We start from the raw sequence: 15166 nt of genomic DNA, 5'->3' as shown, positions 1-15166 counted from the left end.
AAATTTCAACATGGTTGCCACAAACTTGAAAGCAAATACAAATATTCCAGATACCTCCGCTGCAAAACTGGCAGAATTGCGAGATTTGATGGTCGATTACGACTTAGATTGCTATTTCATCCCTGCGGTTGACGAACATTTAAATTTATCAGTTCCAGCCGCCAAGCAGCGGCGGGCTTGGATTTGCGGTTTTACGGGTTCCGCCGGTGATTTGTTGGTTGGCAAAGATGCCGCTTGGTTGTTTGTGGATTCCCGCTATTACGAACAAGCCGAATTGCAAGTAGATACTGGAATTATTCAAATATCGAAACTCGGTTTAGAAGGAAATTTAACCTTAATTGAAACTTTAGAAAAACTGGCTGTAGAAGCGGCACAAAAATCAACTAAAATTCGCCTGGGTTTTGACCCATTTACCGTAGCGACAGAGCAATATCAAAATTGGGTGAAAAAATTTGCAAATGCGGAGATTGAGCTCGTACCAATCCGGGAGAATTTGACAGACAAAGTGCGATCGCAAAATCATTGGAAAACAGCAGAGACTGTACCCGCGATTGATGCAGATCCCATATTTAGCTTACCTGCTTCCCTGACAGGAGAAACCGCAGCCGAAAAATTAGCCAGAGTCAGGGAAGCCATGCAAAAAGCCAACATCGATGTGCTTCCGATTACCAACCTCAATCAAATAGCGTGGCTGTTCAATCTCCGAGGCTCGGATATTCCCCACATTCCTATTTTCATATCCTATGCCATTGTCACCAAAGATTCAGCGTTTTTGTTTACAAATCCCGAACGAATTTCACCAGAAATCAAGCAACAATTGCGGGCGGATGTAACTTTGCTTCCCTACGCAGACTATCCGCATACATTAGAAACTTGCGTAAGTTTGCCAAATAAAGTTCGGGTACTTTTAGACCCGAAACACAGCACAGCAGGCACGTATCAGTTACTCTTAAGCCAGCAAGAAGCGCAGTTATACAACAACATCGAAATAGTTTTTGATACTCATCCGGTAGAAGGGATGAAAGCTCGCAAAAATCCCGTAGAAATCGAGCAGATGCAATTAGCTAATTTCAAAGCAAGTCGAGCGAAAACTTTGACTTTAAAGTGGTTGACAGAACAGCTAGAAAATGGTAAGGGATTGACCGAGTTTGATGTCAAAGAAACCATCGAAAATTTTTACCAGCAAGAAACAGATTTTCAGACTTTAACTTTTAGAACGATCGCCGGTGCGGGAGCCAATAGCTCGATCGTACATTACGGAACCCCCAGCCCAGAAATAACCTTAAAACCGGGGGAACTGCTGTTATTGGACTCAGGAGCGCAATATTTAGCAGGTACAACCGACGATACGAGAACAATAAGTATCGGAGAACCGACGGCGCTACAAATAGAACACTACACAACAGTCTTAATCGCGCACATCAACTGTGCAATGCAGCAATTCCCCAAAGGAACAACGGGAGCGCAATTAGATGCGATCGCCCGTGCGGTATTGTGGCAAGAACAGCTAGACTACGGACACGGTACAGGGCACGGAGTCGGCGCGTTTTTAGCCGGCCACGAAGGGCCAAACGGCATCAGCAAATCTGTGCAGTATCCCCTGGAAGCCGGAATGGTAACGAGCATCGAACCGGGATATTACGAACCGGGATGGGGCGGAATTCGCATCGAAAATCTCTATGTTGTCAGGGAAATGCCATCAAAAAACGGTACCGTTTGGTACGGATTTGAACCGCTGACGTATATTCCGTTTGACAAAAAATTGATTAATGTCGATCGGCTGTCAAAGACTCAACTAGCATGGTTGAATAATTATCATGCTGCTGTAGTCGAGAAATTGGAACCCGTACTTGATGCAGCAACAATTGAATGGTTGAAAAAAGCCTGCACTGCGTTAGGTTAAGCCTTGTAATTTGTCGCACATTTAACTTGTGCACCTCTTTTTCGGGAAACTCTTGTGGGGTGGACACGCGAGCCCGCCCCAAAGGTACAAAATAGCACATATCAGATAGGGACACGGCACTGCCATGTCCCTACTGTATTGAATCCGATATTTAATCCGATTGAAAACTGCTATAAAGCTGGTGACAGGATTTGAACCTGCGACAGGCTGATTACAAATCAGCTACTCTACCAACTGAGTTACACCAGCAGTGAAACTTAATATAGCAAACTTATAGTGATCGGCGCAACCCCCCAGCCAATTTTTTTTTTCAAATTAGCTCAAAACCCCTCCCCGTAAGGGCAAAACCCGAGTTATCCTCGTCTGGCTAAATCCCGGCATCCTCTTTTAGGGGAGTTTGGCAGAATTTACGCACCCCGATCTGAGAAACCTGGTTTCTTCCTATATTTCTGATTACTCAACCCACATTTTCGTATAAACCGGGAATAAGCGCCTCCATCCGTAAGTTTTGTTGAGTTTCTCGCTGTGGGGTTGAAACCAGCCAGACTAGCGGCCAAAGCAGATTATCTGATATCTAGTCGCTCGGTGGAGGCGGGTTTATGTAGATTGTTAGTGGGATTTATAGATTGTTGGTAAAACCCGCCCCTACAAGTATTGTGGTTAATTTACCCAACACGATAAGACTACTGACTACTGACTATTGACTACGGACTAATGACTAATGACTAACTAATCGCAGCGCCAAATCTTAATCGTCTGATCGGCACTGCCGCTGGCGAGCAAATTGCCTGAAGGTGCGATCGCCACCGAGTACACCGTACCCGAATGTCCCTTAAGACTGCTCAACAACTCCCCCGTCTGCAAATTCCAAATATTAATCGTATTATCATCGCAGCCACTCACCAAAGTCAAACAGTCCCCACTGATAGCAACCGAATCGCCCCGACTCACATAATTCTGCAAAATATGCAGCGCCTCATTCGTTGCTAAATTCGTTACACCCTTTCCCTTCGCATAATGAGTATTTAAAATCCGCAACAAACGGCCCGTGTGCAAATTCCGCAGCTTAATCGTATAATCATTGCTCACGCTAGCAAGAATCTGACCGTCCGGCGCGATCGCCACAGAATTCACCCCAACATTCAACCCCGAAAGAGTCCGCAGCAACTTGCCGCTTTCCACATCCCAAACCTTACTCGTCGCATCCGAACTGCCACTCGCCAATATTTTACCGTCCGGGCTAAAAACCACGGAATTCACATTGTCAGAATGACCCTTCAAAGTCCGCAGCAACTCACCACTCCGCAAATTCCACAGCTTAATCGTATTATCAGCCCCGCCGCAACTAGCAATTACCAGGCGCTTCGGGTTAATCGCCACCGAATTCACCTCCATAGAATGTCCCGGAAAAGTACACAGCAAATCGCCGTTGTGCAAATTCCAAAACTTAATTGTTTCGTCCGAACTGCCGCTGACCAACATTTTTCCGTCATAGCTAATAGCAACCGAATTTACGCGATCGGAATGTCCCGTCAGAGTGCCAATTAATTCCGCTGTTTCTAAATTCCAAATCTTAATAGTTTTATCCCAACTACCGCTAGCCAAAATTTTCCCGTCAGGGCTAATCGCCAGAGAATTCACAAACGATGAATGTCCCGGCAGCGTATATACACACCGCCATTTCTGATGTTTTAATTTGTGAGCTAATTCCTTCACCCGCTTAGATGCCGCCTCAGCTTCCTCTCTGCGTTTGAGTTCAGCCTCCTCCAAACGCTGGCGTTCCGCCCTAGCTTTTGCCTCTCGCAGCGCCAGCCGCCGCATCTCTCCCTTATAGACTATTCGCTGCTGATCCTGAATTTCTTTAAGAGTTTCAATATACGGTTGGGCCCAATCTTTGGAAAACCATTCCTGAGCAAATTCCGCCTCTAATTTAAATAACTGAGGTTCGTGAGTAAAATCGATATTTAAATAATACAAATCAGCTAAAAAAGCCGCCAATAACTTGTGAATAGTCACAATTATTTGCCGAATAATCCGCAGGCTCAGCTTTTTATCTTTTCCCTCCGCCTCCAACTGGTTATAAACCTCTTCCCAATTCCAAGGCTGCATCGCCACTAGAGAAACGCTCTGATTGATGACTCCCCAAAAACCAACATGAAAATTAACTTCATAATCGCTGATATCGCTGTACAGTATAGCTGTAGGTACGGGAGACAACACAGTCTGCAACCGCTCCACATCAATATCAGAAATGGATTTTTTGAAATAGTCTCCGTAAAACTGAACCGGGGACAAATCTCCGTGCGGGGGGTAGTGCTGGTTCAAAAAAGCTCTTAACTTAGCGGGCAGTTCGATATTCAGATTGTGGCGAAACGAATCGGGGCAATCTTGGCTAATTTTTGCTGGAGCAACTAACAGCAGCAATCGGTGCTGCTGCTGCTGCAAAATCTGTTCAGTTTCCTGCCTGCTCAAATTAGAAAACCAGTTGTCCCTGTCCCAAATTGTTTGAATTTCGCTCAGCTTAACTCGAATTGCTTCTGATTGAAACTCCCGCATTAAGTCGCGGCAAAGTCGGCTAATTGCCCGCTTATCTCTCAATTCTTGAGCCTTAATTCGATTAGCCCGTTCTTCTTTTACCCATTCTTCAGCGCCGGCGATCGCGATTAATTCTTGTTCTCTAGCCTGCTGCCGCTGCAAATATCTTACTTGTGCTTTAATCCAGCGCGGGTCTTTTTTGATTTGCTGGTTCAAAGCTGAAGAACCAGAGGGCTCAATTTCTGCATAGCGTTCGTTGACAGCGCTGGCTCCCAATCTTTCTCCCAATTCAGAGGCTACAGGCTTCAACAGTTCAATTAGGGTGTCTGAGACTGGGCGGGGTAAGGACATACCAGTTAAAACTTTTTCTTACTTAAGGGCGATCGCGCGAGTCAGGCATATCTCGCTGGGGCGGGGACTCTTGGCAGGGCTATTAGATTTGGGCGATCGGCCGATAGTATATGTAAGGCGTATCGTGCAAGCGTATCGTGCAGCCGCGCCAGCTTAGCACCTTAACTCAATAATAATATTTATTTATACACTTTACATTGTACCCCGAATCTGAATCAAAAGCACCGACGGAAAAGACTTCAGGATATGCGATCGACCCTGAGTTTCCCCAATTTGTTTTTTTTGTTGCTTTTTGACTCACTCTTGTCTATGATTGTACTTCACAACCATAATTACGGTATTCCGACCTAAGAACCGTACTTTCTCTAGAGGAACAAATATAATGAACCCGTGGCAACGCCTAACTCAACACCTTCACTGGCCGCAACAGCCATCAGCCAGCACAAATCAATCATTGACTGCGCTCAAAAGATTTGTGTCCCTATTTTTAGTGGGAATAACTTTAAGTCTGGCCGTTGCATCCTGCGGTCAGGGAACCACCAACAACCCCACCGCCACTCCAGGCGGTGCTACCCCAGCAGCTAACAAAGGCAACGTAGAATTAACCCTAGTATCATTCGCCGTCACCAAAGCCGCCCACGAAGCCATAATTCCCAAATTTGTAGAACAATGGCAAAAAGAAAAAGGCCAAACCGTCACCTTCAACCAAAGCTACGGCGGTTCCGGTTCCCAAACTCGGGCCGTAATTGACGGTTTAGAAGCAGACATCGTACATCTAGCCCTCGCCCTCGACACTGCAAAAATCGAAAAAGCCGGACTCATCGAGCCCGGGTGGGAAAAAGAAGTCCCCAACGAAGGCATAGTCAGCAAATCCGTAGGAGCAATAGTCACCCGCGAAGGCAATCCCAAAGGCATAAAAAACTGGGAAGATTTAAGCAAAGACGGAGTAAAAGTGATTACTGCCGATCCTAAAACATCAGGCGTTGCCCGCTGGAATTTCCTCGCACTTTGGGGCTCGGTTGTTAAAACCGGAGGAGACGAAGCCAAAGCATTAGATTTGACCACCAAAGTCTACAAAAACGTCCCCATCCTGACTAAAGACGCCCGCGAAGCCACCGACGTATTTTTCAAACAAGGCCAAGGCGACGCCTTAATTAACTACGAAAACGAGATTCTTCTGGCTGGTCAGAAAGGTGAAAAACCGACTTATAGTATTCCCGAAGTCAATGTTTCGATCGACAATCCGATTGCCATCGTCGATAAAAACGTTGATAAACACGGCACTCGCGAAGTCGCCGAAGCATTTGTCAAATTTCTGTACACCCCAGAAGCTCAACGAGAATTTGCCAAAGCAGGCTTCCGCCCAGTAGATGCGACAGTAGCGGCGGAACCAGAATTTGTCCAAAAATATGCCCCCATCAAAACCCTATTTACAGCTCAAGACTTAGGAGGTTGGGCAGATATTCAGCAAAAATTCTTCGATGACGGAGCTATTTTTGACAAAATTCAAGGTTCAATTAGACAGTAATGCCCGGGCCGGGTTTACGAGATCGTTGGTTTTCGGCAATTATTATTGGTAAAACCCGTATCTGGTATGGTGCATCGCTGCTAGATATTCGATCGCGCCTTGCAGATTGTAAGATGGCGACGCACCCTACATCTATCTAATCGGCCGGGGCGGGTTTACGAGATCGTTGGTTTTCGGCAATTATTATTGGTAAAACCCGCCCCTACAGCAATTATTCTTTCCAACCCAAAACTCTTGACTTATGGCTGGATCATCTGCAATCAGTAACCCTCAATCTCCCATCGAAAATATCAAAAGGGCGATCGGCAAAATCACATTACCTTGGGGAATCACCCTAGGCTACCTCAGCTTAATGCTATTGCTCCCAGTTGCAGCAATGTTGCTGAAAGCCAGCACAGCAAACCCCGCCGAATTTTGGGCAATTGCCACCAGTCCCATCGCCATTTCCGCCTACGATGTCACCTTCTTTACGGCATTAATTGCGGCCTTAATTAACGGAGTATTCGGCACATTAATTGCCTGGGTATTAGTTCGCTACGACTTTCCCTTAAAACGAATTGTAGATGCAGTCGTCGATTTACCTTTTGCACTACCTACCTCCGTTGCCGGTTTAACTCTCGCCACAGTTTACAGCGATAACGGCTGGATTGGTTCGCTTTTTGCACCTTTGGGAATCAAGATATCGTTTACTCGATTGGGCGTAGGTATAGCGATGATATTTATTTCCTTGCCATTTATCGTTAGAACCGTACAGCCAGTTTTAAACGAGATGGAAAAAGATATCGAAGAAGCCGCTTGGTGCTTGGGTGCTTCTCAATTTGAAACCTTCTGGCGAGTAGTTTTGCCGCCGCTATTTCCGTCTATTTTAACCGGAATAGCACTCGGCTTTTCGCGAGCGGTGGGCGAGTACGGCTCTACTGTAATTGTAGCTTCTAACATACCGTTCAAAGATTTAATCGCCCCGGTTTTAATTTTCCAAAGATTGGAACAGTACGACTATGCAGGAGCAACAGTTATCGGCACTGTCATGTTAGCTATTTCCCTGGCAATGCTGTTTGCCATTAATCTCTTACAAGCATGGAGAAGACGCTATGACGGCTAATATCAATTCACCCGCTGGTTACAAATTTCCGCCCGCAGGTTCTAGTCGAAGTCAAGAAAAAGCTTGGGTAAAACCAACTTTAATCGCAATTGCGATCGGCTATCTCGCTCTTGTCTTATTTATCCCTACTCTCAACGTTTTTTATCAAGCTTTCAGAAAGGGATTTGAGCCATTTTTTTCTAACTTAACCTCGCCAGATTTTCTCCACGCAGCGCAACTTACCCTGGTAATTTCTCTGATAGTTGTACCTGTAAATACAGTATTCGGTTTGTGTGCCGCCTGGGTAATTGGTCGCAACAAATTTCCGGGTCGCACGCTATTAATCAGCCTTTTAGACGTGCCTTTTGCCATCTCTCCCGTAGTTGCAGGTTTAATGATTGTACTGCTTTACGGTCGGCTGGGATGGTTCGGGCCGTGGCTGGAGGCGGCCAATATCAGGGTTATTTTTGCCTTCCCTGGGATGGTGCTAGCTACTGCTTTTGTTACCTTACCTTTTGTGGCCCGCGAAGTGATTCCTGTTTTGGAAGAAGTGGGAACGGATCAAGAAGAGGCGGCGAAAACTTTAGGAGCAAATGACTGGCAAATTTTTTGGAATGTCACGCTTCCGAGTATTCGCTGGGGATTGCTTTACGGAGTAATTTTGACCAATGCTAGAGCAATGGGAGAATTTGGAGCCGTCTCTGTGGTGTCGGGAAATATTGCTAAAAAAACGCAAACTTTGCCTTTGTTTGTAGAGGATGCTTACAAGCAGTACGCGACGCAAGCTGCTTTTTCGGCTGCGGTAATTCTAGGTCTTTTAGCAGTTGTTACCCTCGTGCTTAAGGAGATTTTGGAACGAAAAACTAGCATTAAGGAGGTTGAAGAATAATCATCAGTCATTAGGCTGTAGGTGCGAAATTGTTAGTTATTAGTATGGTGCATCGCTATCGACAATCTGGTTTCAAGCTCGAAAATCTCACAGCGACCCACCTACAAAATATGGGTGGAAAGTGTAAACTAAGACAAAAATTAGGAGTCCCAAATGTTAGCTCACAACACTAGCGAATCTGAATTTGAGGCCATCGGCGATTTTCACAGAACCCAAGAATCAGATATTCCCCACTCTGATAGTGGTGACAGCAGACCAACTCAAACCCGCATCCGCATTCGTGTTCCTAAAGAATACCATCAGGAACCCGTGATCTCTAACCTGATTTCTGAATACGGTTTGACGGTGAATTTTAATGCGGCTTTGTTGGGTGTCAAAACTTTAGATGACGGTTGGTTTGACTTGGAACTGAACGGTACAAGTAAACAGATTGAAACGGCTCTGATGTATCTCAATGATTTAGATGTGGAAATCTGGAGCAATTCCAATAATCCCGATGAAGAAACTTGGTAATTAGTGAGTCTTGGATGCACCCAAGTGGAAGAGGAGTTAATATTCTGGACTGCCACGCCAAATTTTCTTTCCTCTTCCCGGTTTATTGAGTATAATAGTGTCCAGAAATATTAGTCATGAGTCAGCATTTATCAGTCCTATCTATATCCTGTAAAATAACTGTTCTAACTTTGGTAGTGAGGAATGCAAGTCCTCATAAAACTCACAGGACTTGCATTCCTCACTACCAACAAATTTGATGGCGGTTGGTCGTTAGCGAAGCCCGCCCCTACGGGGGCTACGCCAACGAAGAGGATCGCACATACAGATCGTTTAGCAGCCAACAACTACCCAATAATATCAGCTTAAAGCTAATAACCGTGACTGATGACTCTTGACTAACAAATATCGATCGCGATCGGTTCATTATTCGATTGACAATTTTCATAAAATCTGGTATTTTATCCATCTCTGGTATATCAATAAACAGCGCGCAAGTCTTCTCCAACATTGTTGTAACAGCCGGAACAATATCCCCCTTTAAAACTTCTAAACAATCAAACTAACTCAGTTAGGGCAGGGGAGCATAAAAAAAAGTTTTTGTCAATATTCAATTTAGGTGAAAGTTAGGGGCGATCCTCTTCGTTGGCGTAGCCCCCGTAGGGGCGGGCTTCGCCAACGACTCTCATCCGCAGTCACCGGAAAAAGCTCGATCGTTGCTGCGCTTGCTTTGTGCTATGAATTTGATGTGTGTGTGTACCAGGAGAATTTGAACGTGGAACTCTATAAAGAACGGAAACACCAGATAGTTTTTGCAGATTCACAAGTTAAAGATTGCGAAAGTTTAACAGAAACGGTCAATCCCGATACAGAAATTGTTATTCTGAAAGCCGATCGCGACGGCATAGAGCAAATAGCCGAAACACTTAAACAGCGGCAAAACATTGCAGCCGTCCACATTTTGTCTCACGGCGCAGCAGCCAGCTTGCAACTGGGGGGTACAGAACTAAATCTGTGCAATATTGAAAGCTACCGCAATTATTTAGAAACATGGTTTGCTTTGCCAGAAGTCGAAGCAAACTCGAACTCTTCAATTACAGCTAAACCCGAAATTCTGCTTTACGGTTGCAACGTGGCCGCCACAGAAGCAGGTGTGGCTTTCGTGGAAAGGCTGAGCCAGCTCACGGGAGCAAATATTGCCGCTTCCGATAACTTGACTGGGAATGCTGCGTTGGGTGGAGACTGGGAACTCGAAGTAACTACGGGCAACATAGAAACACCTTTGGCATTTTCGACTGAGGCGAGGGAAGCTTACAGTGGCGTACTGGCTGACTTGAACCAAACGACTGGCGACTTTAACGGACTGGTAAATGCCATCAATGTTGCCAACATCAACAGTGGCATTGACACGATCACTCTCACTGCCGATATTACCCTCGCAGGGCAATTGCCGAGAATTACCGACACCACCACTATTGTTGGCGGGGGTTTCAAGATCAGCGGCAATAACAACCGTGCCTTCGTAGTTGATAACACAACATTTAACATCTCAAACCTCACCATTGATTCCGCAAAAGCAGTAGGCAACGCAGGAACCACCGGTGGTGGTGGCGCTGCAGGCTTAGGTGGCGCACTTTTTATCAACAACGGTACAGTCACAGTTGACAGAGTTACTTTTTCTAATAACTCTGCCGTTGGCGGTGCAGGTGTGGCTGGGAATGGTGGCAAGGGTGGTAGCGCGGATCTGGCTACTGTCTTTGGAGGCACAGCAGGGACAAATGGTAGAAATGGTAGAAATGGTCTAGCAAGTAATGGCGCTGCCGGTGGGGTTGGCGAAGATGGCGAGGCTGGCGGTACTGGTAATGCTGGCGGTACTGGCGGTATTGGCGGCACTGGCGGTACTGGTGTTGGTGGCACAAACGGTGGTGCTGGTGGTATTGGTGGTGCTGGTGGTGCTGGTAGCGTTGTCGGTAGTGGCGGCGGTGGTGGTGGTGCCGGTGGCGTTGGCGGTCCTGCTGGTACTGGTACTCAAGGTAATGGTGGCAATGGCGGTGCTGGCGGTGCTGGCACCTTTGGTGGCGGTGGCGGTGCTGGCGGTACTTTTGGTACAGGTGCGGCGCCTGGTGCTATCGGCGCTGGCGGCATTGGCGGCTTCGGCGGCGGTGGCGGTAGTGGCAATGGTGCAAGCGCAGGGGGCACTTTTGGCGGTGCAGGTGCTATTGGCTTTGGTGGCGGCGGTGCAGGTTTAGGCGGCGCGATTTTTGTTGGCGGTGGCACTTTGACCATGACCAACAGCACCTTATATAGCAACACAGTTACGGGTGGCAATGCTGGTGATGTTGCCGCAGGTGCGGGTACAGCCGCAGGTGGTGCAATTTTCGTCAACTTAGGTGCTACAGCTACCCTCACTAACAACACGATCGCTTATAACTCTGCAACAGCCGCTACAGTTGGGACACCGGCTAGTCTGATTGCTAATGCCGGAGGAATTTACAACAACGGCGGTACAGTTACACTCAAAAACACGATCGTTGCTGGCAACGTTGCTACTACCGACACTGATGTTACAGGGACATTCACAGGAAATAACAACCTGATTGGGGTTCTCGGCACTAGTATTGGTTTCGCAGGTCAGGCATTAGCGGTTCCTTTGGCAAATGTATTAGCTCCAGCCGCCTCTGCCGGACTCAACGGTGCAACTACGGGCCCGTTCACCCTTGCCCTAGTGGACAACAGCCCCGTCACTACCAGCAGCAACCCTGCAATTGGTGGGGGCGACCCGACCATAACGGCAGTGGGCGCTACAGCTTTTGACCAACGGGGTACTGGCTTTCCTCGAAAAATTGACAATACTCTGGTCAGCAAACCGAATATTGACATCGGTGCTTACGAGTACGGGCCAGTGGTCGTGGGTCAGAAATTCAACGACCTTAACGGGGATAGCCTGCAAGGTGCCGCGGCAACTGAACCAGGTCTCCCCGGCTGGGTGATTACTGTAGGCACGAAAAGCGCTACCACCGCAGCCGACGGCACTTACACGATCCCGGACGTAAAAACAGCTACTCCGATTACAGAATCGCCACCTGCTGGAACGCTTGCGACCGATTGGGTACAGACTCTCGGCCCGACTCCCGCTTCTACAGGTTTAATTGATGTTACTGGTGCCAACTTTGGCAACTTCAAAAAAACATCGATCGCAGGCAAAACCTACACCGATCTCGCGGGCAACGGCTTCACGCCCGATGACACCGTATTAAACGGCATCACCGTTAACTTATACAAAGACACCAACGCCAACGGCACGCTAGAAGTCGGCACAGATACTGTTGTCGGCACTGCCCAAACCACTGCGGGAGCCGGAGATTACACATTCTCGGATATCGGCCCCGGCAATTATCTGATACAAGCCACTGCCCCAGCCAACTCCAGCATCTCTTTCCCCGCTGCCGCAATTTTCGTTAGTGCCCAAAGCGGTACTCCCGTCACCGGTCAAAACTTCGGCGTTTTCCAAAACATCACCGTTAGCGGCACCAAATTCACCGACCTCACAGGCAACGGCTTCTCTGCTGACGACACCCCCCTCAACGGCACTACCGTTCGCTTGTTCAAAGATACTAACGATAACAGCACTTTAGATAGCGGCGATGCGGAAATCGCCTCGCAAGTTACCGGGACAGCGCCAGCGGCGGCTGGGACGTACAGCTTTGCCAACGTCGGCTCCGGTCGGTACTTTGTGAGAGAAGATGTGCCGAAGGGTTTCTCACAAACCGCCGGCCCGGTCTTTTATACAATTAACCCGGTCAGCGGCACAAACATTACAGCTCAAAACTTCGGCAACTTCCAGCTAGGCAAAATCAGCGGTATCAAATTTAATGACCTCAACAAAAATGGCACCCAAGATTTGCCAGCAGAACAACCGCTAGGAGGCTGGACAATCTACGTGGATGCCAACAATAACGGCACCTTAGATGCTGATGAAGAAAGCGAAATCACCGATGCTACGGGTAAGTATGAGATCGATGACCTTACAGCGGGCACTTATACAGTGCGGGAAGTGCCACAAACAGGCTGGACGCAAACTGTGCCGCCCGTCAACCCAGCCACGCCTACTCTTTCCGGCGCGTTTACGATCGCCGTCACCAGCGGTACCGACTCCCAAAACAACAATTTCGGCAACTTCAAGCCCAACTCGATTAGTGGTCTGAAGTTCAATGACCTCAACAACAACGGGGTACAAGATACCGGGGAACAAGGGCTTGCCAACTGGCAATTCTTCCTCGATACCAACAACAACGGCACTCTCGACACCGGGGAACCGAACACCCTCACCGATGCCACAGGCAACTACAAATTCCTCGATTTGTCAGCAGGAACCTACAAGGTGCGGGAAGTCTTGCAGCCTACTTGGACGCAAACTACCCCCGACCCGGATGACATCACTGTCACCAGCGGTCAAGACATCGCTAATATCAACTTCGGCAACTTCCAGTCGAGCACCATCAGCGGTCAAAAATTTAATGACCTCAACAACAACGGCGTTAAGGATGCCGGAGAATTGGGGCTAGCTAACTGGCAAATATTCCTCGACAGTATCAATCCCGATGGCATCTTTCAGCAGGGCGAACCGACTACCATCACTGATGCAGCGGGCAACTACACTCTCCGAGATATACCCGCAGGTACTTACCAGGTAAGGGAAGTCCAGCAAAACGGCTGGACGCAGACGACCCCCAACCCCGCCCCCGTTACGGTTAATCCCTCCGATAACATCACAGGCATTGACTTCGGCAACTTTTTACCGCAACCCGGGGCGATCCGAGGTCTGAAGTTCCGAGACAGCAACAACAATGGCACTCAGGATGCGGGAGAACCGGGTTTACCCAATTTCCAAATTCAGTTAACCAATGTCGTAGCTGGAACTTCTCCTGCTCCTGTTACTACTACCACAGACAACAGCGGCAACTACCTGTTCGCGAACCTAACGCCGGGAACCTACCGCGTCCGGGAAGTCAACCAAACTGGGTTCACCCAAAGCACCGCCGACCCCGCCGACATCACCCTAACTTCGGGCGCTATTGTCAGCGGCATCAACTTCGGGAACTTCCCGACGCCGACGCCGACGCCGACGCCGACACCTGCACCGACACCGGCACCGACACCGCCGACACCGCCGACACCTGCACCTGCACCGACGCCGACGCCGGAACCTGTGACGCCGACGCCGACGCCGACTCCGACGCCGGAACCTGTGACGACGCCGACGCCTACACCGACGCCGACGCCTACACCGACGCCGACACCGACGCCTACACCGACGCCGACACCGACAGATTTGGTTTGCCCTGAGAACTTCCCCAGGATAGCTACTCCCAATGAGTCCGGCACTCCTTCAGCGGGTAGTGCGATCAACGGCCCTAACGGCGACGATACGATCGTGGGTAGTGTCGGCAGTGACTCTATCTTCGGGTTGGGCGGCAACGATTTGATCTTTGGTCGAGGGGGCGGCGACTACATCAATGGCAATATAGCCAACGATACTGTCTACGGAGGTATCGATAGCGATACTCTCTTCGGTGGCAAAGGGTTTGACCTGATTTTTGGCGATCGCGGTAACGATACGATTTATGGCAATCGTGGCAACGACTCTCTCTCTGGCGACGAAGGCAATGACTTATTGTACGGGGGCAAAGCCGATGACGTAATTTTGGGAGGCGCTGGCGACGACGTGCTATTTGGCGATCAAGGCAATGACACTCTCTGCGGCGGCGAGGGTAACAATACCTTAATTGGCGGCAGCGGCGATGATTTGCTCTTTGCAGACGGTGGCGATGACTTGCTCTTTGGCGGCATTGGCAGCGATACCCTCGTCGGCGGCACTGGCAGCAATCGCTTTGTCTTGTCAGCGGGCGGAGGAATTGACACGATTTTCAACTTCACTGCAGGAGTTGATTCGATCGGGTTGCTGGGAGGCTTGGACTTCAATCAACTGTCGTTAACCGAAACTAACGGCTCAACTGCGATCGCGATCGCCAACAGCGACCAGATTTTGGCTATACTGACGGGCGTACAGCCGAGCCAGTTATCGGCTCAGAGTTTTAGCTTGCTGGTTTAGTCCGCAGATAAAACTCGGCAGTTAAAACCGAGCATACACTTGCCTGCCGTCCCAGCTTAGAGGCACTACCGAGAAGCAGAGCCTCTAAGGATCGCGAATTAAATAACTTACAATTTTAATTGTTGTTGTGGGATGGGCTCTTATAGCCACTTCAAAAAGGACGGGCTCATAGGCCCATCCCACTTTCAAGAGTGGAAGTTATTTAATTCTCATTCCTAAGCATGGGTTTCGAGGCTCGACCAAAGAAGGGGAACGAATTCCGTTCCCCTTCTTTG

Annotated in this window: 7 protein-coding genes and 1 tRNA gene; 6 read left to right on the top strand and 2 right to left on the bottom strand. The window is 48.5% G+C overall.

Annotated elements, in window-relative coordinates:
- The first annotated feature begins 10 nt into the window (after nt 1-10).
- Nucleotides 11-1903: an aminopeptidase P family protein gene (locus OSC7112_RS01255; RefSeq protein WP_015174216.1), complete on the top strand. Its 1893-nt coding sequence runs from the start codon at nt 11-13 to the stop codon at nt 1901-1903.
- Nucleotides 1904-2079: 176 nt separating this feature from the next.
- On the opposite strand, the gene OSC7112_RS01250 is transcribed toward OSC7112_RS01255, so the two are convergent.
- Together OSC7112_RS01250 and OSC7112_RS01245 are read right to left on the bottom strand one after the other, a co-directional pair.
- Nucleotides 2080-2152, bottom strand: a tRNA-Thr gene (locus OSC7112_RS01250).
- A gap of 480 nt (nt 2153-2632) precedes the next feature.
- Nucleotides 2633-4789 (bottom strand): WD40 domain-containing protein, encoded by a 2157-nt coding sequence (locus OSC7112_RS01245; RefSeq protein WP_015174215.1) that lies wholly within the window; start codon nt 4787-4789, stop codon nt 2633-2635.
- A gap of 382 nt (nt 4790-5171) precedes the next feature.
- Here OSC7112_RS01245 and OSC7112_RS01240 point away from each other — a divergent pair, with 382 nt between their 5' ends.
- From OSC7112_RS01240 to OSC7112_RS01220, 5 genes are all read left to right on the top strand, one after another.
- Complete coding sequence (locus tag OSC7112_RS01240; RefSeq protein WP_015174214.1) at nt 5172-6317, top strand: sulfate ABC transporter substrate-binding protein; 1146 nt, start codon at nt 5172-5174, stop codon at nt 6315-6317.
- A 241-nt stretch (nt 6318-6558) separates the two neighbouring features.
- Nucleotides 6559-7419 (top strand): sulfate ABC transporter permease subunit CysT, encoded by an 861-nt coding sequence (gene cysT / locus OSC7112_RS01235; protein ID WP_015174213.1) that lies wholly within the window; start codon nt 6559-6561, stop codon nt 7417-7419.
- Entirely contained in the window at nt 7409-8287 is an 879-nt protein-coding gene (gene cysW, locus OSC7112_RS01230; RefSeq protein WP_015174212.1) for a sulfate ABC transporter permease subunit CysW, read from the top strand. Before cysT ends, cysW begins: the two co-directional genes overlap by 11 nt.
- Before the next feature lie 153 nt (nt 8288-8440).
- Nucleotides 8441-8800, top strand: a complete 360-nt coding sequence (locus OSC7112_RS01225) for an NIL domain-containing protein (RefSeq protein ID WP_015174211.1) — start codon at nt 8441-8443, stop codon at nt 8798-8800.
- 754 nt (nt 8801-9554) lie between these two features.
- On the top strand, nt 9555-14891 hold the full coding sequence (locus OSC7112_RS01220; protein WP_015174210.1) for a DUF4347 domain-containing protein: 5337 nt from the start codon (nt 9555-9557) through the stop codon (nt 14889-14891).
- Nucleotides 14892-15166 lie beyond the last annotated feature (275 nt).

The sequence above is a fragment of the Oscillatoria nigro-viridis PCC 7112 genome, from assembly GCF_000317475.1.
Taxonomy (GTDB): domain Bacteria; phylum Cyanobacteriota; class Cyanobacteriia; order Cyanobacteriales; family Microcoleaceae; genus Microcoleus; species Microcoleus nigroviridis.
Note: the sequence above shows the minus strand (reverse complement) of the source record. Positions and strands in the feature narration are given on the sequence as shown.